This window comes from Streptomyces atratus, assembly GCF_900119365.1.
Classification (GTDB): domain Bacteria; phylum Actinomycetota; class Actinomycetes; order Streptomycetales; family Streptomycetaceae; genus Streptomyces; species Streptomyces atratus_B.
Window position 1 is genome coordinate 115,918 of record NZ_FPJO01000016.1, and the last position, 23,548, is coordinate 139,465.

At 69.6% G+C, this 23,548-nt stretch carries 17 protein-coding genes and 2 pseudogenes; 13 read left to right on the forward strand and 6 right to left on the reverse strand.

What is annotated here, in order from left to right; translation table 11 throughout:
- Window positions 1–156 precede the first annotated feature (156 nt).
- Window positions 157–540, reverse strand: coding sequence for a hypothetical protein (locus BT364_RS24670; RefSeq protein ID WP_072487424.1), 384 nt, complete (start codon window positions 538–540; stop codon window positions 157–159).
- 63 nt (window positions 541–603) lie between these two features.
- On the opposite strand from BT364_RS24670, the pseudogene BT364_RS24675 reads away from it, so the two are divergent.
- Window positions 604–1,385 (forward strand): annotated as a pseudogene (locus BT364_RS24675) (transposase).
- Window positions 1,386–1,450: 65 nt separating this feature from the next.
- Here the strand turns inward: BT364_RS24675 and BT364_RS24680 are convergent.
- Window positions 1,451–2,143 carry a Shedu anti-phage system protein SduA domain-containing protein gene (locus BT364_RS24680; protein WP_143166541.1) on the reverse strand — a complete coding sequence of 231 codons (693 nt, stop codon included), beginning with the start codon at window positions 2,141–2,143 and terminating at the stop codon, window positions 1,451–1,453.
- A 254-nt stretch (window positions 2,144–2,397) separates the two neighbouring features.
- Between BT364_RS24680 and BT364_RS40305 the strand changes: the two are divergent.
- A pseudogene (locus BT364_RS40305) lies at window positions 2,398–2,522 on the forward strand (helix-turn-helix domain-containing protein); the annotation flags it as partial.
- A gap of 1,414 nt (window positions 2,523–3,936) precedes the next feature.
- Here the strand turns inward: BT364_RS40305 and BT364_RS24695 are convergent.
- The 4 genes from BT364_RS24695 to BT364_RS24710 form a co-directional block, all read right to left on the reverse strand.
- Window positions 3,937–4,437, reverse strand: coding sequence for a YbaK/EbsC family protein (locus BT364_RS24695; RefSeq protein WP_072487479.1), 501 nt, complete (start codon window positions 4,435–4,437; stop codon window positions 3,937–3,939).
- A gap of 64 nt (window positions 4,438–4,501) precedes the next feature.
- Window positions 4,502–4,639 (reverse strand): hypothetical protein, encoded by a 138-nt coding sequence (locus BT364_RS41670; protein WP_177328216.1) that lies wholly within the window; start codon window positions 4,637–4,639, stop codon window positions 4,502–4,504.
- Between the two features lie 58 nt (window positions 4,640–4,697).
- Window positions 4,698–6,335 (reverse strand): penicillin-binding transpeptidase domain-containing protein, encoded by a 1,638-nt coding sequence (locus tag BT364_RS24705; RefSeq protein WP_072487427.1) that lies wholly within the window; start codon window positions 6,333–6,335, stop codon window positions 4,698–4,700.
- 160 nt (window positions 6,336–6,495) lie between these two features.
- Window positions 6,496–8,262: a dolichyl-phosphate-mannose--protein mannosyltransferase gene (locus BT364_RS24710; protein ID WP_072487428.1), complete on the reverse strand. Its 1,767-nt coding sequence runs from the start codon at window positions 8,260–8,262 to the stop codon at window positions 6,496–6,498.
- A gap of 53 nt (window positions 8,263–8,315) precedes the next feature.
- On the opposite strand from BT364_RS24710, the gene rsmI reads away from it, so the two are divergent.
- The 11 genes from rsmI (at window position 8,316) to BT364_RS24765 (ending at window position 23,392) form a co-directional block, all read left to right on the forward strand.
- Window positions 8,316–9,212 carry a 16S rRNA (cytidine(1402)-2'-O)-methyltransferase gene (gene rsmI / locus BT364_RS24715; protein ID WP_072487429.1) on the forward strand — a complete coding sequence of 299 codons (897 nt, stop codon included), beginning with the start codon at window positions 8,316–8,318 and terminating at the stop codon, window positions 9,210–9,212.
- A 171-nt stretch (window positions 9,213–9,383) separates the two neighbouring features.
- The gene (locus tag BT364_RS24720) at window positions 9,384–9,752 is read left to right on the forward strand and encodes a hypothetical protein (RefSeq protein ID WP_072487430.1); all 369 of its coding nucleotides are present in this window, start codon (window positions 9,384–9,386) and stop codon (window positions 9,750–9,752) included.
- Window positions 9,753–9,809: 57 nt separating this feature from the next.
- Entirely contained in the window at window positions 9,810–10,676 is an 867-nt protein-coding gene (locus tag BT364_RS24725) for a TatD family hydrolase (protein WP_072487431.1), read from the forward strand.
- A gap of 47 nt (window positions 10,677–10,723) precedes the next feature.
- Window positions 10,724–11,647 (forward strand): 16S rRNA (adenine(1518)-N(6)/adenine(1519)-N(6))-dimethyltransferase RsmA, encoded by a 924-nt coding sequence (gene rsmA / locus BT364_RS24730; protein WP_072487432.1) that lies wholly within the window; start codon window positions 10,724–10,726, stop codon window positions 11,645–11,647.
- A complete protein-coding gene (locus BT364_RS24735; RefSeq protein ID WP_072487433.1) occupies window positions 11,644–12,537 on the forward strand; it encodes a 4-(cytidine 5'-diphospho)-2-C-methyl-D-erythritol kinase in 894 nt (297 codons plus the stop codon). The genes rsmA and BT364_RS24735 overlap by 4 nt, the downstream gene beginning before the upstream one ends.
- A gap of 99 nt (window positions 12,538–12,636) precedes the next feature.
- The gene (locus BT364_RS24740) at window positions 12,637–14,454 is read left to right on the forward strand and encodes an ABC-F family ATP-binding cassette domain-containing protein (protein ID WP_072487434.1); all 1,818 of its coding nucleotides are present in this window, start codon (window positions 12,637–12,639) and stop codon (window positions 14,452–14,454) included.
- 108 nt (window positions 14,455–14,562) lie between these two features.
- Window positions 14,563–16,242: an outer membrane protein assembly factor BamB family protein gene (locus tag BT364_RS24745; protein ID WP_072487480.1), complete on the forward strand. Its 1,680-nt coding sequence runs from the start codon at window positions 14,563–14,565 to the stop codon at window positions 16,240–16,242.
- 308 nt (window positions 16,243–16,550) lie between these two features.
- On the forward strand, window positions 16,551–18,329 hold the full coding sequence (locus BT364_RS24750; protein ID WP_072487481.1) for an outer membrane protein assembly factor BamB family protein: 1,779 nt from the start codon (window positions 16,551–16,553) through the stop codon (window positions 18,327–18,329).
- A 246-nt stretch (window positions 18,330–18,575) separates the two neighbouring features.
- Window positions 18,576–20,360 carry an outer membrane protein assembly factor BamB family protein gene (locus BT364_RS24755; protein WP_072487482.1) on the forward strand — a complete coding sequence of 595 codons (1,785 nt, stop codon included), beginning with the start codon at window positions 18,576–18,578 and terminating at the stop codon, window positions 20,358–20,360.
- A 133-nt stretch (window positions 20,361–20,493) separates the two neighbouring features.
- Window positions 20,494–22,425 (forward strand): outer membrane protein assembly factor BamB family protein, encoded by a 1,932-nt coding sequence (locus tag BT364_RS24760; protein ID WP_072487435.1) that lies wholly within the window; start codon window positions 20,494–20,496, stop codon window positions 22,423–22,425.
- A 274-nt stretch (window positions 22,426–22,699) separates the two neighbouring features.
- Window positions 22,700–23,392 (forward strand): helix-turn-helix transcriptional regulator, encoded by a 693-nt coding sequence (locus BT364_RS24765; RefSeq protein ID WP_072487483.1) that lies wholly within the window; start codon window positions 22,700–22,702, stop codon window positions 23,390–23,392.
- Window positions 23,393–23,548: the final 156 nt, after the last annotated feature.

A 23,548-nucleotide genomic window follows, 5' to 3' on the forward strand; every position in this document is an offset into this window, starting at 1 on the left:
CAACCGTTCCCGGCTGCACGCTTCCCCGCGCTCCGAGCTGGTGACCGTGCTCCCGCTACAGGACGCGGTAAACACGCTGCGGGCGCAGCTTCTTACTGGCTAAGGGATGTCCCGCAACTGCTGGTCACCGTTGCCGGGGGCTATCTGTAGCGATGGTCAGCCGAAGATGAGCTCGATGTCCTTGTCCAGGCAGAGCCTCATGACGACGATCAGCTGGCGGGTGTCGTCGATGCGCCGTTGGAGAACAGGATCGCTGTCATCGCGCCGCCACCGGCCGACGATTGCCTCCAGGCGGGGCAGCATGGCGGCGCAATGAGTCGGCGTGAGGTCGGGCCCGTCGTCGTCCGGGTGATCGAGAAGCGGTGCCAGCGTGGTGGAAACGCTGCTCCACGGGCGGTCTCCGCCGAAGCCGTGCATCTCGGCGAGGGTGAACCCCTCGGACTGTGCCAACCACGCCCTGAACGGGGCGAACCCGCTGTAGGACCAGGAGATGTCCGGGCTGCTCACGTCGTCATCTCCGGGGAAGAGTGCGAGCCCCATCCTGTTCCTCCTTGCTCGACGCGCGCCCAGAATCAGCCGTAAGGAGGAGTGTCGGCAACTGAAATGATCTGCCGCACGACTGGTGTGATCACGGCGTCGGAGCCCTCCTGGATAGCCCCCTTCACTGGTCTGAGTCCGCGCGTGTTTGCCCAGCTGGCGACCCCACTGTGCCGCGAAGACGAGAATCAGGCGAGCAAGGGCCGGCCGTGGAAGCTTTCGCTGGAAGATCGAGTTCTGCTGGTCGCCGCCTGCTGGCGAACCGACCTGACGCTACGCCAACTGGCCCCGCTGCCCGGGCGTCGAAATCAGCCGCCGACCGGGTGATCTCCCACCTGGGCCCCAGGCTCGCGCTCAAGCCGCGCAAGCGGTTCGCCAAAGACGCGGTGCTGATCGTGGACGGCACGCTGGTGCCCACTCGCGACCACAAGGTCGCCGAGCAGTCGAAGAACTACCGCTACTCCACCAACCACCAGGTCGTGATCGACGCCGACACGCGCCTGATCGTCGTAGTCGGCCGCCCGCTGCCGGGCAACCGCAACGGCTGTCGGGCCTGGGCCGAGTCCGGTGCCGAGGTCGCCGTCGGCAACACCACCACGATCGCCGACGGCGGCTACCGCGGCACCGGTCTGGTCATCCCGCACCGCCGCCGCAGCAAAGACGAGGAACTCCCCGACTGGAAGCAGGCCCACAACAAGAGCCACAAGCAAGTAAGGGCCCGCGTCGAGCACGTCTTCGCGCGGATGAAGTGCTGGAAGATCTTGCGCGACTGCCGCCTACGCGGCAACGGCGTCCACCATGCGATGAGCGGCATCGCCCGGATGCACAACCTCATGCTCGCCGGATAGGCGACGGGCCGACCTGACCGCCGCCCGTCCCCGGACCAGGCTGTAGATCATTTACGGGACAGCCCTCAGCGCCCGTACACGTCGCACTCATAGCACCCGTCGGCTTGCCGATTTCCACTCAGGGCTACCAACCCGTTCGCCTGCTCCGTGATCCAATCGTAAGAATGGATGTCGGTGCGCTGGTCCCAGTGGATCTGCTGCCGACGACGCTGGTCATCTTTGGTTGCATTGCGGCGTCGGCCAATTAGGACAAGACCTTCGAACTGATCAGTGATGCCAACCAGCCCGACCCCTCCAACATGCGGGCCATTTTGGGCAGTTTGCATATTATGCCTGATCCAGTGACGCCAGTCTTTGACCTGCTGAAGCCCTTCCCTTAGTTTCTCCGACTCTGTGCCATGCTTCAGCGTGAAGAGTCTTTCGATTCGAGGAGTCTCTAGTTCGATACCAAACCATCTCAGGCCGCCGCTGTTAACTCGTGCGGCCATGAAGTCTGGCTCATACTTGCCTCCCAGTTGAGGCTTGGGGATTACCCACCGGCATTGGGGGCCGAGTTGATGCGCAAGCATCTCCGGGTGTGCGGTAAAGAACTCTTGGAGCGGCTTCTCATCCATGGCGGATTCTAGAATATCTCCATACTCGGAGATGGTTTTGCGAGCCGGGGCGCTCTCGGTCATACAAATCTTCGGATTTCCGTTTCGGGCAAGTTCTTGAGTTGCCCACGCGATATACTCATCGGCTTCAGTGAAATCATCCACGCCCCTACCTTCTCACGCAACTTCCATGTGCGTCCCATCTTCCGATAGATGCGACAAGGGTGTGATAGCATTTGCGGTCCGCGTCACCAATGAGAATTACAAGACTCTCGGACTTCTGGTTAACCGTTCCAGTACTCTCGGTGTAGCCCTCGCTCACGCCACGGAAGGCAGCACCAGGAAGTGTCGCTTCCTCGTTGTAGGTGTAGCTGTTTCCCTCGGCGGGAAGCAGCGGGATGCGGTCCAGAATGCTCAACTGGCCCCTGCCGCGAGCCGCCGAACGCTTCCAGGTCTCGCGACCCCGGCCCAGCGGTGGGCCGCCCGCTACCGCCGATTCGGCGAGGCGGGCATGACCGACCGCTCCTCCCGCCCTCACGCCAGCCTGGATTTCCACGCATGGGCGGAAACCGAGTCCGGGGCCCACGACCTATGCGCCTTGGTGCGCACGCTGGTTCACGCAATCTCCGGAATCCGGGGCGGGGTGGCCGTCTACTGGGTGTCGGAAGTCGGGGGCCCGCAGTGGCTTCCGGATTCGGAGTCCGGGCAGCCCCGGTACGCGGTCGCCTTTGAGGTTCATATGCGCGGGAATCCTTTCTAGCTCCTCGCTAGCTGAGTGCCATCCTCATCCAACACAGCTTGTGCAATATTGGTGAAGTCGCGTATTGACCCAATATTGAGTATCTCAAAAAGAGATTCCCAGTGTACTTGCGTCAACTCTCGCACTGCCTCTTCGTCGCCGAACTATCTGTATGTATGGCAGATATAATGCACCTGGCTTAACGCAACTCTGGCAACCGAGATAAGGGCATCTGCCTTATCCGAGGCACTTTTCGGGCCCGGCCAGAGAGACGTCCAGATATGCCGCCTTGAGACGTTCCAACGCCTCACCTGCGGAGCTCTCTACATCTTCGGAGAACAACTCGCGTTGCGGCCCGTCTGTGACATATATTAGCGGCGCCGTAATGCTTGTGAACTCATCGTAAGCGCTGATGAATTCTTTATAAGATATAAGGCGCGATTCCATGCGCTGTCTCTTGTGTTCTGCCTGCGCTGCGATTTTTGCAGAATTCATCTGAGTTCGAGCAGTTGCCCACGCGGCTCCGAGAGCGCCGGATGCTCCAGCAAGTGCCCCGAGTGCCGCCGAAATTCCCTGGTCCATAGGCCAAGGATTTCGCGAACTTGATCGCAAGTCAACTATGTCAATTGTTACGAAATGGGATAAAGGTGCTTCTTAATGCCAGCGCTGCGCGCGTGGCGCTTTTCGAGCCGCCTATGTCGGTCCGCCGAGCGCAAAGGGGGCGATCGACTCAATGTCCGAGTGGCCGGCCTTCATGGCTGATATCGGATGGATCTCTGATGCTGGAATTACTGAATCCAACTCAGCAGACTCCACTGAAATCAAGGGGTGGCAGGGCGGGCAGGCCGTTCGGAAGGTCATCAGATCGTCCGAAATGACGTTTCAGTTCACTGCGATTGAAACGAGCAAGACTGTGCTTGAGCTTTACCGCAGGGCTGCTATCTACCCGCCGACTACCCCGAGGCCACCACGGGTGACCGGGAACGGCGGGACGTGATCGCTGCCTTGGTGCGCGACATCTTCTCTGGCGAGGCGTACGACGACTGACCCGCCCGCAGGAGGAAAAGCCCCCTCCGGCTCAACTGCCGGGCGGGGCTTCTGTGTTCTCTGACGTGCGCGTATGCTCTGAACTGGCAACCAGCAGTGTTGGGATGCGCGATCGCGTTCCAACTGGCATGCGTGACGGCCGCGATCAGGACCGCGAACGCGACCAGCGGTGTCAATTCGACTGCTCGCGCACATCCACCACGCTGCCGCCGGCGTGCCCGATCAGCGACTTGGGGTCGAGCGGGAAGACGGTGTGCGGGGTGCCCGCCGCCGCCCACACCACGTCGTGGTCCAGCAGCCCCCGGTCGGCCAGCACCCGGGTCTTCGTACGGTGCCCGAAGGGCGGTACGCCACCGATCGCGTACCCGGTCGTCTCCCGGACCAGCTCGGCCCCGGCCCGCTTGACCTTCCCGGCGCCCAGCTCCGCGCGTACCCGCTCCACGTCGACCCGCGAGGAGCCGTCCATCAGGACCAGCACCGGGGCCCCGTCGGCCTCGAAGATCAGCGACTTGACGATCTCGCTGAGCGCACAGCCGATCGCGGCAGCGGCCTCGGCGGCGGTACGGGTAGCCTCGGGGAAGCGGCGGACCTCGGCATCGAGTCCCAGCTCCCGCAGGGCCTCGGCGAATCGGGGGTGGGCTTCGGCGGCAGCGGTGGCATCGGAAGTGCTCATGCCCCGCACGCTAGCGAACTTCGCACGGGGCAAGCGACGGGGTTCCACGCGTGCGGGGCGGCTGTCACTGCTCCTTGGAGTAATTCACCACGCAGCGGACGGTCAGCAGCACCCCGAACACCCCTATGGCCAGCACCCCGAGGACTTCGAGAAGCCCCATACCGTCCGCCGCGCCCCTGACAGCACCCGCGATGCCGCCCACGGACGCGCACATTCCGAGAACGAACGTGCGCGACCCCCCGGGCCCGGCAGTAGTCATCTCACGACCCCGCGCGAAGGACCGCCGCGGCCACCGGGCCCGCCGCGTCGCCGCCGTGGCCGCCGGACTGGACCACCGCGGCGGCGGCCAGGTCGTTGCTGAAGCCGGTGAACCAGCTGTTGGACGTGGCCTGGCCGTCCACCTCCGCCGAGCCCGTCTTGGCGCCCTTGTCGCCGCCGACCGAGGCCATGGCGGCCTTGCCGGTGCCCCAACTGGCCGTCTGGCGCATCATGTTGGTGAGCTGCTGGGAGACGTACCCGGGCAGTGAACGGGAGGCGGTGGCGATCGGCCGGCCGTCGAGGGCCCGGTCCACGAGGATCGGCTGGCGGAAGGTGCCGGTCTTCGCGGTGGCGGTGATGGAGGCCATGTTGAGGGCGTTCATCTGGACCGTGCCCTGGCCGATGTACTGCGCGGCCGCCTCGCCCTGGGTCTCCTCGGGCACACTGCCGTCGAAGGAGACGACGCCGGTCTGCCAGTCCAGGCCGATCCCGAAGACCTCGCGGGCCTCCTTGGCGAGCGCCGCGTCGTCCTTGGTGTCGTCGATCAGCTTGATGAAGGCCGTGTTGCAGGACCGGGCGAAGCTGGCCGTCAGGGTGCCGTCGGGAATGGAGAAGTCGTCCAGGTTCTTGAAGGTGCGGCCGTAGTACGTCGCGGTCGGCGGGCACTCGGTCTTCCGGTCGGCCGCGGTCAGGCCCTTCTCGATCAGCATCGCCGCCGTCACGATCTTCATCGTGGAACCGGGCGCCTGCTTGCCCTGCATCGCCGCGTTGAAGCCGGTGGCCGGATTGTTGGCGACGGCGCGGATCGCGCCGGTGGACGGCTGGACCGCCACCACCGAGGCCTGGCTGAACTTCTTCACGGCCACCTCGGCCGCCGCCTGGGCGTTGGCGTCCAGGGTGGTCCGCAGCCTGCCCGGCCTGCCCTTGGTGAGGGTCAGCAGGGTCTTGTCCGGGCTGCCCGCGTCCGCGTTCTCGATCCAGGTCTCGATGTCCGCGGTGCCGCCGGCCTTCTGGCCGTACTTCTCGCGCAGGGCGTCCAGGATCGAGCCCAGCGAGGGGTACTTCTCCTTGGTGAGAACCTTGCCGTTGTGGTCGACGGCCTCGATCGACGGGGCCGCCGCCTCGCCCGTCCTGAGCGAGGCGCCGTCCGTCAGGTCCGGATGGATCATGGCGGGGGACCAGTCCACCAGGGGCCTGCCGGTGGTCAGCCCGCGCACCACGGTCAGCTCGGAGGAGTACGACCAGGGCTTGGACCTGCCCTCGAAGGAGACGGTCGCCTTCACCGTGTACGGCACCTTCGAGCCGACCGCGGGGCCCGGGGTGATCACCGCCTCGGTGACGTGGGCGCTCTCGCGGTAGCCGGTGAGGGCCGGTCCTGCCTCGGCCGCGTTGTTGGTGAGCTGGGACGCGGCGATCGGGTCGCCGCTCGCCCAGGCCTTGAGGAACTTCTTCGACGCGTCGTCGATCTCCGCCTTGGTGACCGGGCCCGTCTTCACCTCGGCGGAGGTGGACTTGCTGTCCGTACCGCCGCCGCCCCCGCCGCCCAGCCCGTCCAGCATGTTGTACGCCCCGTAGCCCACCCCGCCGACCACGACCGCGAACACTCCGCCGACTATCGCAACCTTCGCTCCACTGCGCATGCCTGCAGTCCCCCTCCCCAGGAGCCCCCTTGAACGTGTTCAAGGGGATGCTGCTGGGCACCATACGGGACGGTGGTGAGGGCCGGGACAGTTGTTATCGGAACGCGATATCTGTGGCGTGAGCACGTCGATCCGGACACACCCGGACGACGCGCTCCCGTCAGATCCAGGTGTCCAGCCACATCCGGTCGCGCCAGGACCCGTCCGGGATCGGTGTGCCCGTGTAGATCGGCCAGAAATAAATGAAGTTCCAGATGATCAGCAGGACCAGGACGCCCGCCGCGATCGCGCCCAGCGTCCGTCTGCGCTCACCCGAGGGATCGTCGGTCACCAGGCCCAGCTCGTATTTCGCCCCCGTCCCGGCCGCCGGGCCCAGCATCGCGCCGATCATCATCGTCACCGCCAGACACAGGAACGGCACGAACACGACCGCGTAGAAGAGGAAGATCGTCCGCTCCTGGTAGAAGAACCAGGGCAGCCAGCCCGCCGCCACACCGCAGGCGATCGCACCCGCCCGCCAGTCGCGCCGGAAGAACCACCGCCACAGCACGTACACCAGGGCGAAGCACGCCGCCCACCACAGCAGTGGCGTCCCGAGCGCCAGCACCTCGCGCGCGCACTTGCCGGTCTCCGACGCCTTGCAGCCCGGTTCTTCCTCCCAGAAGTACGAGACGGGCCGGCCGAGCACGATCCAGCTCCAGGGATTGGACTGGTACGTGTGGCCGGACGTCAGGTTCACATGGAATTCGTAGACCTGGTACTCGTAGTGCCACAGGCTGCGCAGCCAGTCCGGCAGCCACGTCCAGTTGCCGCCCCGGCCGTCGGTCTGCGCCCAGTTGCGGTAGTAGCCCTTGTCGGTGACGATCCAGCCGGTCCAGGAGACCACGTACGTGAGGATCGCGACCGGGACCGTCGAGACGAAGGCCGGCAGCAGATCCCGCTTCAGCACCGCCAGATACGGACGGACCGCACCCGCGGTCCGGCGCGCACCCACATCCCACGCCACCGTCATCAGCCCGAACGCGGCCAGGATGTACAGGCCGTTCCACTTGGTGGCGAAGGCCAGCCCCAGCATCAGGCCCGCGGTGATCCGCCACGGACGCCAGCCGAGCCGCAGCCTCTCCGCGATCTCCGCGTCGGGGCGCAGCACCCCCTCCTCGTCGACCGGCAGCGCCGCGGCGAACTTGCGCCGCGCCCAGTCGCGGTCGATCAGGAGCGCGCCGAACGCCGCCAGCACGAAGAACATCAGCACCAGGTCGAGCAGCGCGGTGCGGCTCATCACGAAGTGCAGACCGTCCACGGCGAGCAGGGTGCCCGCCAGACAGCCCAGGAACGTCGAGCGGAACAGCCGCCGGCCGATCCGGCACAGCATCAGCACCGACAGCGTGCCGAGCACCGCCACCATGAACCGCCAGCCGAACGGCGTGAACCCGAAGAAGTGCTCACCGAGCCCGATGATCCACTTGCCGACCGGCGGGTGCACCACATAGCCCGGGTCCACCGGGACCTGCACCTTCGACGGGTCCGCGAGGATCAGCTTGTCGATGTCCTTGGGCCAGTCGCCCTCGTACCCCTGGTTGATCAGGGCCCAGGAGTCCTTGGCGTAGTACGTCTCGTCGAATATCAGCGCGTGCGGGCTGCCCAGACTCCAGAACCGCAGCACTCCGGCGACCAGCGCCACCAGCAGCGGACCGCCCCAGGCCGACCACCGCACCAGCCGCTCGGCCATCGGCGGGGAGATCCCGAGCACCGCCCACAGCTGGGCGCCGGGCCGGGTGTACGGCGGGACAAGCCGCTCGCGCAGCCCGATCCCGGGCCGCGGCGAATGGCCGAAGCGGCGCAGCCGCCGCTGCCAGGAGGTCAGTTCTTCGCCGTGCGGTTCCCCGGCGTCTTGGCCCTGTCGGGCTTCGGGCGCAGTACTCGTCACCGCGCCATCGTAGGGAACGCATCTGTGCGAACGCTGCCGCCCGTGCTGGGAGGATGGCTCTTGTGACTGGAACGACTGGAACGCTGGTACTCGCAGGAACCCCCATCGGCGACGTGGCGGACGCCCCGCCGCGCCTCGCCGCCGAGCTGGAGACGGCGGACGTCGTCGCCGCCGAGGACACCCGGCGGCTGCGCCGCCTCACCCAGGCGCTCGGCATCCACACCACGGGGCGGGTCGTCTCCTACTTCGAGGGCAATGAGTCGGCCCGTACGCCCGAACTCGTCGAGGCACTGACCGGCGGCGCGCGTGTCCTGCTGGTCACGGACGCCGGGATGCCGTCCGTCTCCGACCCCGGCTACCGGTTGGTGGCCGCCGCCGTGGAGAAGGACATCAAGGTCACCGCGGTGCCCGGCCCGTCCGCCGTGCTGACGGCGCTCGCGCTGTCCGCGCTGCCGGTCGACCGCTTCTGCTTCGAGGGCTTCCTGCCCCGCAAGGCCGGCGAACGGCTCGGCCGGCTGCGCGAGGTGGCCGACGAGCGCCGCACCATGGTCTTCTTCGAGGCCCCGCACCGGCTCGACGACACCCTGGCCGCGATGGCCGAGGTCTTCGGCGCCGACCGCAGGGCCGCCGTGTGCCGGGAGCTGACCAAGACGTACGAGGAAGTGAAGCGCGGCGCGCTGGGCGAGCTGGCGGCCTGGGCGGCCGAAGGGGTACGCGGCGAGATCACCGTCGTCGTCGAGGGCGCGGCCGAATCCGGGCCCGAGGAACTGGACGCCGAGGAGCTGGTGCGCAGGGTGCGGGTGCGCGAGGAGGCGGGGGAGCGGCGCAAGGAGGCGATCGCCGCCGTGGCCGCCGACGCGGGGCTGCCCAAGCGCGAGGTGTTCGACGCGGTCGTGGCGGCAAAGAACGCGGCGCGAACCGGTCCTGCGGAAGGCAAAGGACTGGCGTAGAAAGCAAAGCGAGAGCCGCGTACCGGGCCCTTCTGCCACGCGCAGGCCAAAAGCGCTCCAACAGTCGACAGGGCCCGATGCGTTCCTGCCGGCAAAGGCGTCCACTGAATCAGGGACGCATTCTCCGGAGCGCTTGCCCGGAGTGCCTGTCCGGCGGACAAAGGAGCGGGCATGAGCGAGATCGCAGCAGCCACCGCACACGAGGCATACGCCTTCGCCTGCATGAGGTGCGGACACGGCTGGGAGCAGGCATACGAAATAGAGCACCACGTCGACGGTTCCAACAACGCCTTCGTCATATACAAGGCGGACGGGGAGCGGGTTCCCTCCCCCCTTTCCAGGCCCAGCTGCGCGAACTGCGGCGGACACGTGGTCCGGATCATGCGGGCCGGCCGGGTCGCGACCGTCCAGCAGCTGCTCCGCAACCCCCGGCCGGCACGGCCGGCGATCCAGGACGACGAGGCCGTGGCCGCCGCCCCCGCGGGCACCGGACACCACTGGCACCTGTCCGACCTGCTGCACCCCTTCCACCGGAGGTAGCCCCGCCGGTTCCACCGCGGGCGGGGCGCACCGGCGTGTCCTCGTACGATCGTCGTCATGAGCCGTACCGAAGCCCCGCCGCTGCCCGAACCCCTCCGGGTACCGGTCGCCGATTCGCACACCCACCTGGACATGCAGGACGCGACCGTCGAGGAGGGCCTGGCCCGGGCTGCGGCGGTCAATGTGACCACCGTGATCCAGGTGGGGTGCGACGTGCCCGGCTCGCGCTGGGCCGCCGCGACCGCCGCCGCGCACGCGAACGTGCACGCGGCGGTCGCCCTGCACCCCAACGAGGCACCGCGCATCGTGCACGGCGACCCCGACGGCACCGCACGCCAGGGGGCGCGCGAAGGGGGCGGCCGGGCGGCGCTGCACGAGGCCCTCGCGGAGATCGACGCGCTGGCCGCGCTCGACCACGTACGCGGCGTCGGCGAGACCGGGCTGGACTTCTTCCGTACCGGCCCCGAGGGCATCGCCGCCCAGGAGGAGTCCTTCCGGGCCCACATCGAGATCGCCAAACGGCACGGCAAGGCGCTGGTCATCCACGACCGCGAGGCACACGCGGACGTGCTGCGCGTCCTCGCCGACGCGGGCGCCCCCGACCGGACCGTGTTCCACTGCTACTCCGGCGACGCCGACATGGCCCGGATCTGCGCGGACGCCGGGTATTTCATGTCCTTCGCGGGCAACGTCACCTTCAAGAACGCCCAGCCGCTGCGGGACGCCCTGGCAGTCGCCCCGACGGAGCTGGTCCTGGTCGAGACGGACGCGCCGTTCCTGACGCCCGCGCCGTACCGTGGGCGGCCCAACGCGCCCTACCTCGTCCCCGTCACGCTGCGTGCGATGGCCGAGGTGAAGGGGATCGACGAGGACACCCTGGCGGCGGCGATCGCGGACAACACGGCACGGGCCTTCGACTACTGAGCGGCCGGGCGGCGGGCACGAACCGCGAGGGCCCTTACGCTTTACAGGTGAGCACCACTGAGCCCGATGCCCTCCTGGGCCCCGCAGACATCCGCGAGCTGGCCGCCGCGCTGGGCGTACGCCCGACCAAGCAGCGCGGCCAGAACTTCGTCATCGACGCCAATACGGTCCGCCGGATCGTACGGACGGCGGAGGTCCGCCCGGACGACGTCGTCGTCGAAGTCGGCCCCGGGCTCGGCTCGTTGACCCTGGCGCTGCTGGAGGCCGCGGACCGGGTCGTCGCCGTCGAGATCGACGACGTGCTGGCGGGCGCGCTCCCGGCCACCGTCGCCGCCCGGATGCCGGGGCGCGCCGACCGGTTCGCCCTGGTGCACTCCGACGCGATGCTCGTCCGGGAGCTGCCCGGCCCGGCACCCACCGCGCTCGTCGCGAACCTGCCGTACAACGTCGCCGTGCCGGTCCTGCTGACCATGCTGGAGCGCTTCCCCTCCATCGAGCGCACCCTCGTCATGGTCCAGGCCGAGGTCGCCGACCGGCTCGCCGCGCGGCCGGGCAACAAGGTCTACGGTGTGCCGTCGGTGAAGGCCAACTGGTACGCGGACGTCAAGCGGGCCGGCTCCATCGGCCGCAACGTCTTCTGGCCCGCCCCGAACGTCGACTCCGGCCTGGTGTCCCTGGTCCGGCGCACCGAGCCGATCGCGACGAAGGCGAGCCGGGCCGAGGTCTTCGCGGTCGTCGACGCGGCCTTCGCCCAGCGCCGCAAGACCCTGCGGGCGGCCCTGGCCGGCTGGGCGGGCTCCGCGCCCGCCGCCGAGGCGGCCCTGGTCGCGGCCGGGATCTCGCCGCAGGCCCGCGGCGAGTCGCTGACGGTCGAGGAGTTCGCCGCCATCGCCGAGCACAAGCCCTCCGGGACTGCGGAGAACGAGCCCTCCGTGGCTGCCGGGAACGAGCCCTCCGGGAGTGGCGAGTGAGCGTCACCGTCCGCGTACCCGCCAAGGTCAACGTCCAGCTCGCGGTCGGCGCCGCGCGCCCCGACGGCTTCCACGACCTGGCCAATGTCTTCCTCGCCGTCGGCCTGTACGACGAGGTCACCGTCACCCCCGCCGACGGGCTGCGGATCACCTGCTCGGGCCCCGACGCCGCCCAGGTCCCGCTGGACGCGACGAACCTCGCCGCCCGCGCCGCGATCGCGCTGGCCGAGCGGCACGGCATCGCACCCGATGTGCACATCCACATCGCCAAGGACATCCCCGTCGCGGGCGGCATGGCGGGCGGCAGCGCCGACGGCGCGGCCGCGCTGCTGGCCTGCGACGCCCTCTGGTCCACCGGCGCCACCCGGGACGAGCTCCTCGCCATCTGCGCGGAGCTGGGCAGCGACGTCCCGTTCAGCCTCGTCGGCGGCGCCGCCCTCGGCACCGGACGCGGGGAGCGGCTGACCCCGATCGACGTCGGCGGCACCTTCCACTGGGTCTTCGCGGTCGCCGACGGCGGGCTCTCCACCCCGGCCGTCTACGGAGAGTTCGACCGGCTCACGGCGGGCACCGACGTCCCCGCGCCCGAAGCCTCCCCGGCGCTCCTCGACGCCCTGCGCACCGGCGACACCGCCGCGCTCGCCGGGGCGCTCTCCAACGACCTCCAGCCCGCCGCGCTCTCCCTGCGCCCCTCGCTCGCCGACACCCTCGCCGCGGGCACCGCGGCAGGTGCCCTGGCGGCCCTGGTCTCGGGCTCCGGGCCGACCACCGCGTTCCTGGTGGCGGACGCGGAGTCGGCGCATAAGGTGGCCGAGGCCCTGCTCACCTCGGGCACGTGCAGGAACGCGCGGACCGCGGTCTCCCCGGCACCGGGCGCCTCGCTCGTCTGACGGCGCCCGCCACCGCGGGGGCGGCAAGGGCGAGCGGGCACCGCACCGCTGCCGCCCCGTACCCTGGGAAGCCGATCGATCCTTCCGGGCAGGAGTGAAATGGCCGTCAATCTGGTCAATGTCGAGCAGGTCAGCAAGGTGTACGGCACCCGTGCCCTGCTCGACGGAGTGTCCCTCGGGGTGTCCGAGGGAGACCGGATCGGTGTAGTGGGTCGCAACGGCGACGGCAAGACGACGCTCATCCGGATGCTCGCCCGGCTGGAGGAGGCGGACAGCGGACGCGTCACCCACAGCGGCGGGCTGCGGCTCGGCGTCCTCACCCAGCACGACTCGCTCGACCCGCGGGCGACCATCCGCCACGAGGTGATCGGCGACCTCGCCGACCACGAGTGGGCGGGCAGCGCCAAGATCCGCGATGTGCTCACCGGGCTCTTCGGCGGGCTCGCCCTGCCGGGCTTCGAGCACGGCCTGGACACCGTCATCGCCCCGCTCTCCGGCGGCGAGCGGCGCCGGATCGCGCTGGCCAAGCTGCTCATCGCCGAGCAGGACCTCATCGTGCTCGACGAGCCGACCAACCACCTCGACGTCGAGGGCATCTCCTGGCTGGCCCGCCATCTGCGGGCCCGCCGCTCCGCGCTCGTCTGCGTCACCCACGACCGCTGGTTCCTCGACCAGGTCTGCACGCGCATGTGGGACGTCCAGCGCGGCACGGTCCACGAGTACGAGGGCGGCTACAGCGACTACGTCTTCGCACGGGCCGAGCGGGAGCGGATCGCCGCGACCGAGGAGGTCAAGCGGCAGAACCTGATGCGCAAGGAGCTGGCCTGGCTGCGCCGCGGCGCCCCCGCCCGCACCTCCAAGCCGCGCTACCGCATCGAGGCGGCCAACGAACTGATCGCCGACGTGCCGCCGCCGCGCGACACCAGCGAGCTGATGAAGTTCGCCAACGCCCGGCTCGGCAAGACCGTCTTCGACCTGGAGGACGTGACCGTCCAGGCCGGCCCCAAGACGCTGCTCACCCACCTCACCTGGCAGCTCGGCCCCGGCGACCGGATCGGCCTGGTCGGGGTCAACGGCGCGGGCAAGACCTCCCTGCTGCGGACCCTCGCCGAGGCGGCCCGCACCCAGGGCGACGCACAGCCCGCCGCCGGGAAGGTAGTCGTCGGCAAGACCGTCAAGCTGGCCTACCTCTCCCAGGAGGTCCACGAGCTGAACCCGAACCTGCGGGTGCTCGAAGCGGTGCAGCAGGTACGGGACCGGGTCGACCTCGGCAAGGGCCGCGAGATGACCGCGGGCCAGCTCTGCGAGCAGTTCGGCTTCTCGAAGGAGAAGCAGTGGACCCCGGTCGGCGACCTCTCGGGCGGTGAGCGGCGCCGGCTCCAGATCCTGCGCCTGCTGATGGACGAGCCGAACGTCCTCTTCCTCGACGAGCCCACCAACGACCTCGACATCGAGACCCTGACCCAGCTGGAGGACCTCCTCGACGGCTGGCCCGGATCGATGGTCGTGATCTCGCACGACCGGTTCTTCATCGAGCGGACCACGGACCGCGTGATGGCGCTGCTCGGCGACCGCACCCTGCGGATGCTGCCGCGCGGGATCGACGAGTACCTGGAGCGCAGGCAGCGGATGGAGGAGGCGGCCACGCCCTCCGCCGCACCCGCCCCGGCCAAGGAGACGGCCGCACCGGCCGCCGCCCTCTCCCCGCAGGCCGCCCGCGCGGCGAAGAAGGAGCTCCAGAAGGTCGAGCGGCAGCTCGACAAGATCTCCACCCGCGAGACCACGCTGCACGCACAGATCGCGGAGCACGCCACGGACTTCGAGAAGGTGGCCAAGCTCGACGCCGAGCTGCGCGAACTGGTCGGCGAACGGGACGAGTTGGAGATGCGCTGGCTGGAACTGGCCGAGGACGCCTGACCGTTACGGTGCGTCAGGTGTGACGGCTGGGGTTCGTGGGGCGGGTGATAGAAAGAAACCTTGCCCGGCGCGGAAGCCGGACCCGTCCGCACGAAGGGGGACGTGCTGATGACCCAGCCGCCCGGCCAGCAACCGCCGCAGGGAGGCTTCGGGGCTCCGTACGAACCCCAACCCGGCCTGTACGGGCCGCCACCGCAGCCGCCCACCCAGGCCGCCGGTCCGTACGGCACGCAGCCGCCGGGCCCCTACGGGCCGCCCCCGCAGCCGTACGGGCAACAGGCACCCGGAGGTTACGGCTATCCGCAGCCTCAGCCGCAGCCTCCCGGTGGGCCCGGTCGTGGCGGGCGCTTCAAGGGGAAGCCCGCGGTCGTGGTCGCCGCCGTGCTCGCCGTCTGCCTGATCGTGGGCGGCGGCGTCTGGTTCGCCACGAGCGGGGGCGACGACGGCGGCAAGAAGAAGCCCGTCGCCGAGAACGGCGACAAGCAGTCGAGTTCCCCGCCCTCCACCGATGAGGACAAGGGGAAGGCGGCCGTGGACCACGACACCGCCGAGAAACTCAACGCCGGGCGCAAGTCCGGCGAGGCGAAGGTCCTCTGGATTCAGAAGAACGGTGTCGACCTGCCCCGCAACGGCTCCGACGCCTACGGTCCGTGGGTCGTCGGGGACATCGTGGTCAAGGCCATGTACCGGACGGTGTCCGGCTATTCGGCCGTGGACGGTACACGGAAGTGGAGCCTGCGTCTGCCGTCCGACGTCTGCGCCGCCCCCACGCGGCCGACCGACGACGGCAAGATCGTGATCGGGATCGAGCGAGGCACCGCGAGCGACGCGCCCTGCGAAAGCCTCCAGATGATCGACCTCGCCTCGGGGAAGGCGGGCTGGCGCAAGTCGTACGAGCGGCCCGGTCTCTGGGACGGGTTCTCCGACGTGGCGATGGCGATCCACGGAGACGTTCTGACCGTGGGACGGACCAGCCGGACGGACGCCTACCGGGTCAGTGACGGCAAGGCGCTGTGGGGCAGACTGCCGGGCAACTGCCAGCCGTTCGGCTTCGCGAGCGGCCCGCTGGGGATCGCCGCCGCCAGCTGCCAGACCGAGGCCGACGACCACAAGGAACAGCTGGTGGAGCGGATCGACCCGGTCAGCGGGAAGGTCCTGTGGAAGTACAAGGTCAAGAAGGGCTGGCAGGTCGACCAGTTCTACTCGGTCAGCCCACTGGTCGTCTCCCTGAGGAAGGGGGAGAAGAACTGGGCCATCGCGGTGCTCAACTCCGATGGCACGTACCGGTCCCAGCTGGCCGGTGGCACCGACGACTACGAAGCGCGGTGCGGCGGCGACCTGCTCACCCGGGGCAAGAACGTCGACAACTGCCTGGGGGTCGCGGCCGACGCGAACACCTTCTACATGGCGACGAAGCCCGAGTACGTCGGCTCCGACATGACCAACGCGGTCGTCGCCTTCGATCTGGGCACCGGCAAGTCCAAGTGGAAGGTTGCGGCACCCGCCGGGCAGACCCTGACGCCCATGCGGGTGGAGGGCGGCAAGGTGCTGATCTACATGGGCGCGACCAAGGGCAAGGGGGGCGGCATCATGTCGCTCGCACCGACGGGCGGCGCCCTGCAGCCGGTCCTGCGGCATCCGGCGTCGGCGGCCGAAGTGGAGCGAGGCTTCTCCACTCCCCGGGTCGCCTACGTGAACGGGCGCTCCCTGCTCATGCATGCCTTTGTCAGCGCGGACACCGACGAGGAAGAGATCGCGAAGAAGACCATGATCTCTTTCGGCGACTGACCGACTGACCGACTGACCGACTGACCGGCCTGCCGACCGGCCCTGCTGACCGGTGGTCAGTTCCGGCCGGGGCGTAACAGAGGCATCACGGGACGGTTCTCCGTTGGGGACAGGGGGTGGACCGCCCCGGTGTCCGCGGTGACGCGGGTGGTACAAAGAAGCCCCGCTCGACTGTCGCGACACCGCGGGATCCATGCCCGATCCGCTCCTTCCCGTGGAGCTCAGGTGGCTTGTCGGCCCCTTCCTGCTCCACGGGATCGCGGGGGAGAACGGACCGGGCACCGGACCGCACGAAGGGGGACGTGCTGATGACCCAGCCGCCCGGCCAGCAACCGCCGCAGGGAGGCTTCGGGGCTCCGTACGACCCCCCGCCCGGTTCGTACGGGCCGCCGACCCAGCCGCCCGGCCAGGCCGCCGGTCCGTACGGCACGCAGCCGCCGGGTCCCTACGGGCCGGCGCCCGCCCAGCCCGGTCCGTACAACGCTCCCGCCCAGCCCGGTCCGTACAACGCTCCCGCCCAGCCCGGTCCGTACAACGCTCCCGCCCAGCCCGGTCCGTACAACGTGCCCACGCAGCCCGGTCCGTACGGCGTGCCGTCGCCACCGCAGTCCGGTGGCCCCGCGGACGGCAGCGGTGGCGGAGGGTTGTTCCGGGGCAGGCGCGGGGCGGTCATCGGTGCCGTACTCGCGGTGGTGCTGCTGGCAGGTGGTGGCGTCTGGCTGGCCACGAGCGGGGACGAGGACAAGCCCACGGCGAAGAAGAGCGCCGCCCCCGAGCCGAGCACCTCCTCCACCGGCAAGCCCAAGGGCAAGGAGAAGGATCCGGGGCCGAGCGACCTGCGCGCGGAGGCCGACGGGATCAACACCCTGCGCGATCCGGGCGAGGCCAAGGTCCTCTGGCTCCAGGAGGGTGGCGTGGACCTGCCCCGCGACGGCGCGAGCGTGTACGGCCCCTGGTTCGTCGGCGACACCGTCGTCAAGGCGATGTTCCACACCGTCTCCGGCTATTCGGCCGCGGACGGCAGCGAGAAGTGGAGCCTGCGCCTGCCCGGCAAACTGTGCGGGGCCCCTTCGCAGGCCACCACCGACGGCAAGATCGTCTTCGGGGTCGAGAGCGGCAGCGGCAACCAGGCGGAGTGCAACGGGCTCCAGATGGCCGACCTCACGACCGGCAAGGCCGGCTGGTACAAGACGTACAAGCGGCAGGGCGCCTGGGACCTGCTCTCCTACCCCGCGATGGCGATCAACGGCGACACCGTGACCGTCGGGCGCAAGACCAGGACGGACGCCTTCCGGGTCAGCGACGGCAAGGTGCTCTTCGGGGAACTGCCGGGCAACTGCCAGCCGTTCGGCTTCGCGAGCGGCCCGCTGGGGATCGCCGCGGCCAGCTGCCAGACGGCGGCCGACGACCACAAGGAACAGCTGGTGGAGCGGATCGACCCGGCCAGCGGGAAGGTCCTGTGGAAGTACAAGGTCAAGAAGGGCTGGGAGGTCTCGCAGTTCTACTCGGTCAGCCCGCTGGTCGTCTCCCTGAAGAAGGAACGCGACTGGGCCATCGTCACGCTCGACGCGAACGGCACCTACCGCTCGCAGTTGGTCGGCGGCAACGAGAACTACCGGGTGGAGTGCGACACCGATCTCATCACCGGCGGCGGGAACCTCGACAACTGCCTCGGGGTGGCGGCCGACGACCGGACGGTCTACCTGGCGACCGAGGCCGCCAAGTCCGGTTCCGGCCCCACCAACAAGGTCGTCGCCTTCGACCTGGCCAGTGGCCGTACCAGGTGGAAGGCCGCGGCCCCGGCCGGGCAGACCATGATGCCGATGCGGGTGGAGGGCGGCCGGCTGCTGCTGTTCGTGGAGTCGTCGTTGAACAAGGCCGGTGCCATCGCGTCGCTGCCGCCGGCCGGTGGCACACCGCAGCTGCTGCTGCGGCACCCGGACGGCGGGGTGCGAACCGAGCGCTCTGTCTTCCAGCCCCGGGTCGCCTATGTGAACGGCCGTTCTCTGCTGATGAGTACGAGCATCAGCGGGGTCGAGGACGGGGACGAGAAGCGGGCCAAGTCGATGGAGATGTTCGGCAACTGACGGATACCGAGGCGTAACGGAGGCATCACGGGGCGGTTCTCCCTTGGGAACAGGGGGTGGACCGACCCGGTGCCCGGGGTGATGCGGGTGGTACAAAGAAGCCCCGCTCGACTGACGTAACGCCGCGGGATCCATGCCTGATTCGCTCCTTTCCGGGGAGTTCGGGGGGTTTCGGCCCCGTGATGCTCCGCGGAATCGCGGGGGAGAACGGACCGGGCACCGGACCGCACGAAGGGGGACGTGCTGATGACCCAGCCGCCCAGCCAGCAACCGCCGCAGGGAGGCTTCGGCGCGCCGCAGGAGCCGCCGCCGGGTAGTCCTCAGCCGCCCCAGGGCCCGCCGCCCGCCCAGCCGGGCTACGGCTACCCGCAGGCCCCCGGCCAACCGCCGGGCCAGGCCCCCGGACCGTACGGGCAGCAGCAGCCGGGCCAGGCCCCCGGACCGTACGGGCAGCAGCAGCCGGGCCCCTACGCCCAGCAGCCCGGCCCGTACGGTCAGCAGCCGGGTCCGTACGGTCAGCAGCCCGGTTACGGCTACCCGCAGCAGCAGTACCCCGGCGCGCCCACCCCCGGCGGTCCGGGCGGCGGCTCCTCCAAGCGCAAGCCCGCGATCATCATCGGTGCCGCGGCCGCCGCGCTCCTGGTGATCGGCGGCGGCATCTTCGTCGCCACGAGCGGGGGCGACGACGACAAGAAGCCGATCGCGAAGGAGAGCGGGGACGCCGAGCCGAGCACCTCGCCCTCCGTCAACGAGGGCAACGGCAACGGCGACGGCGAGGGCCGCGGCGCCGACGACGACCTCAACGCCGGGCGCAAGGCCGGCGAGGCGAAGGTCCTCTGGCTGCAGAAGAACGACATCGACCTGCCGCGCAACGGCTCCGACGTGTACGGCCCCTGGGTGGCCGGCGACACGATCGTCAAGGGCATGTACCGCTCGGTCTCCGGCTACTCGGTGGCCGACGGCAAGCAGAAGTGGACCCTCGAGCTGCCCGCCGACCTGTGCGCGGCGCCCTCGCAGCCCGCGGCCAACGGCAAGATCGTCATCGGGGTCAAGAACGGCACCACCGACAAGGCGGACTGCGCGGACCTTCAGATGATCGACCTCAGCACCGGCAAGGCCGGCTGGAAGAAGTCGATCAAGCAGAACGGCACCTGGGACTTCCTGTCGGACATCTCGCTGTCCATCAGCGGCGACACCGTGACGGTCGGGCGCACCGGAAACTCCAACGCCTACCGGGTCAGCGACGGCAAGGAACTGTTCGGCAAGCCGTCGGGCATCTGCCAGCCGTTCGCCTTCGCCGGCGGATCCAAGCTGATCGCCGCCTCCAGCTGCCGCACCGACGACACCGGCAATCCGCAGCACCAGATCCAGGAGCTCGACCCGAACACGGGGAAGCCCAGGTGGACCTACCGGCCCAAGCGCGGCTGGGAGATCGACCGGGTCTACTCGGTGAACCCGCTGGTGGTCTCGCTGAAGAAGGACAAGGAGTGGAGCATCCTGTCGCTGAAGCAGAACGGATCCTTCCGCTCGGGCATCGTCAGCGACAAGGGCGACAAGTTCGCACCGGACTGCGGCAGCGCCTTCGCCATCTTCGGCAAGTCCCTCGACGGCTGCACCGGAGTCGCCGCCGACGCCAACACCTTCTACATGGCGACCGCGCCGGACTCCAGCGGCACCGCCCGTACGAACAAGGTCGTGGCCTTCGACCTGAACACCGGCAAGCCCAAGTGGAAGGCCGCGGCCCCGGCCGGGCGCACGGTGAAGCCGCTGCGCATGGAGGGCGGCAATGTGCTGCTCTACGTGGAGTCCGGCTACGAGAAGGGCGGCGGCATCGCCACCCTCGCACCGACCGGCGGCGCACCGCGGATGCTGCTGCAGCACCCCGCGTCGACGGCCGAGATCGAGATCGACTTCTACAACTCGAAGGTCCTCTACGCGGGCGGCCGTTCGTTCATCGCGAGTGGCCGGGTCAGCGCCAGGAACGACAAGGAAGAGCTGGAGACGAAGACCATGATGGCCTTCGGCAACTGACGGCTCGCGAAGCCTTTCGGCGGCAGTTCCCGGCCGTCGGAGCCCCACGGCTCACGACCGGCGGCGGCCGGAGCACAACCGACCGCCGCCGGTCCCGTCCCACCGACTCCCTTTCCCCAGAGGTACGCACGCCATGACGCAGCCGCCCCAGCCGCCCAACGATCCGCCCCAGGGTGGATTCGGCGCCCCGCAGGACCCCCCGCCGGGTGGATTCGGCGCCCCGCAGGACCCCCCGCCGGGTGGATTCGGCACCCCGACCCCGCCGCCCGCCGACCCGTTCGGCAAGCAGCCGGCCACCCCGCCCGCAGGCGGCTTCGGCGCCCCGACGCCGCCGCCCGCGGACGCCCAGCCGCCCGCGGGGGCCCCACAGCAGCAGCCGGCCCCCGGCTACGGCTACCCGCAGGGCCCGCAGCCGGGCTACGGCTACCCGCAGAACCAGCCCCCGCAGCCCGGATACGGCTACCCGCAGGCACCCGTGCCCGGCCAGCCGCAGCAGGGCTACGGATTCCCGCAGGGCATGCCGCCCGGCCAGCCGCCGCTGCAGGGCTACGGCTACCAGACCACGCCGATGCAGCAGCCGCCGCAGCCGCCGCAGAACAACGGCGGCAAGAAGCTCTCCACCCAGATGCAGATCATCGTCGCCGCCTCGGTCGCCGTGGTGCTGATCGTCGCGGGCGGCATCTGGTACTCCTCCTCCGGCGACGACGACAAGAAGGACCAGGCGTCCTCGTCCAGCGGTGCCACCGAGGGCAAGGGCGGCGAGAACAAGGGCGGCGCCGCCCCCGACGGCGCCGGTACGGAGAAGGCACCCGCGGACCCCAAGTCCAAGGTCGCCTTCCAGGTGCCGCTGCCCAAGGTCACCGACGTCACCAAGGTCGAGGGCTCCTGGCTGACCGACAAGGCGTACGTGAAGACCGGTCTGAACGAGATCGTCGCCTACGACCCGGCCAAGGGCACCAAGCTCTGGTCCATCCCGCTGGCGGGCCAGGTCTGCGCCGCCTCGCGGCACATGTCCAAGGACTTCAAGACCGCGATCGCCTTCGAGCAGAGCAAGCCGAGCAAGGCGACCAAGTACCCGCCGTGCAACCAGATCGGCGCGATCGACCTGAAGACCGGCAAGCTGATGTGGAGCAAGTCGGTGACCGCGGCCACCAGCGGTGACGCGGCGGTCAGGTTCGCCGAGGTCACGCTCAGCGGCACCACGGTCGCCGCGGGCGGATCCGAGGGCGGCGCCGCCTTCGACCTGAACACCGGCGCCGAGCGCTGGAAGCCCAAGACCAGCACCGACGGCTGCTACGACATGGGATACGGCGGCGGCGAGGCCCTCGCGGTGGTCCGCAAGTGCGGTACGTACGACGACCCGCAGCTCGTCATCCAGGCGCTGAACCCCACCACCGGGGCCCCGCTCTCCTCGTACAAGATGCCGCCCGGCGTCGACTACGCGAGCATCGTCTCCACCAAGCCGCTGGTCGTCGCGGCCGACGTCGGCGACACCGCCGGTGACGGCAGCGGCGTCTCGGACTTCTTCTCCATCGACGCCTCCACCGGCAAGCTGCTCACCAGGATCGCGGCGGACGGCGAGAAGTACGCGGCGCGCTGCGCCTCCACCGAGGTCGAGAGCTGCAGCCAGCTGGCCGTCGGCAACAACCGGATCTACGTGCCGACCGAGGACCACGAAGGCAGCGGCGAGTACGGCGACACCAACGAGATCGTCTCCTTCGACCTCACCACCGGCAAGCCGACCAGCGACCGGGCCGACGCGGGCGACCGCTACACGATGTTCCCGATCCGCATGGACGGCGGCGACATCATCGCCTACCGGTTCCCCCCGTACGACAAGGGCGGCCAGGTCGTCTCCATCGACGGCGCCACGTTCAAGCAGACGGTGCTGATGGAGAACCCGAGCGACGAGTCCATCCGTGACGCGGAGACCAGCTTCACGCCGGACTACTCCGAGTTCCGCTACAGCGACGGGCACCTGTACCTGTCCAGCACGATGGTCAGCAAGCCCAACGGCTCGCTGGACGCGAGCCGCCGACTGGTGGTCAGCTTCAGCAGGCCGTAGCAGCCGGCCGTATGCGTGCGGGGGTGGTGTCCGTCGGCCGGACACCACCCCCGCACGCGCATGTGTACCCGGGAAGCGATCCGTAACGGTTGGCAGGCAGATCGCAACGGCGACCAGTCGGACATGGCGCACCGTCAACCGGTCCTGAACGCGCGCGATCGGCGTTCTGGCGCCTTTTGGCCGCTAAGGCGCCCGTGGCGTCGAACAAGCGTGTAGCTTGCCGGGTCAGGAAGGCCGGGGGGCCCGGTGTGCCGGTGCTACGGGGGTGTGCTCGATGGGCGTACGGCTGATGGTGGTCGATGATCACAGACTGCTCGCCGAGGCGCTCGCCTCGGCACTGAAGCTGCGGGGCCATCGCGTCCTCGCGGCGGCCGCCCCGACCTCGGGTGCGGCGGAACTGGTGGTCAGCAGGGCCCCGGAGGTCTGCCTGTTCGGCACCTCGGCGCCCGCCGAACCCGGCGCCTTCGACCCGATCGTACGGATCCGTCGCGAGCGCCCGCAGGTGGCCGTCGTGGTCCTCGGACCGGTGCCCAGCCCGCGCGGGATCGCGGCGGCCTTCGCGGCGGGCGCCGCGGGATACGTCCGCCACGACGAGCGCATGGAGGGCGTCGAACGGGCGATGGTCAAGGCGCGGGCGGGCGAGGCGGCGGTGGCGCCGCAACTCCTCCGGGGCGCCTTCGCCGAACTGCTCAATCCCGCCGCGGCGCCGGACGACGAGGGGCAGCGGCTGCTGCGGCTGCTCACCCCGCGCGAGATCGAGGTCCTGGTACGGGTCGCCGAGGGGGAGGACACCCGGCTGATCGCGGCCGGGATGCGGATCGCGTCGAGCACCGCGCGCACGCATGTGCAGCGGGTGCTGATGAAGCTGGGCGTCGGCTCCCGGCTGGAGGCCGCGGCGCTCGCGGCCCGCACGGGGCTGCTGGACCGCGCCGCACCGGTCGACCGGCCGGGGCGGCCGAGCCTCTGAGCCGCGCCGCCACCACCCCTCCACGTACACAACTGACGCCTGACGCCTGACGCCTGACGCCGGACCGCGACGGCCCGCGCCGCCCGGCGTGGACCACTCATTGACGCTTTTGTTGAGTTGTGGTTCATTGTGTTTGGTTATGTTTGGAGGAACCTG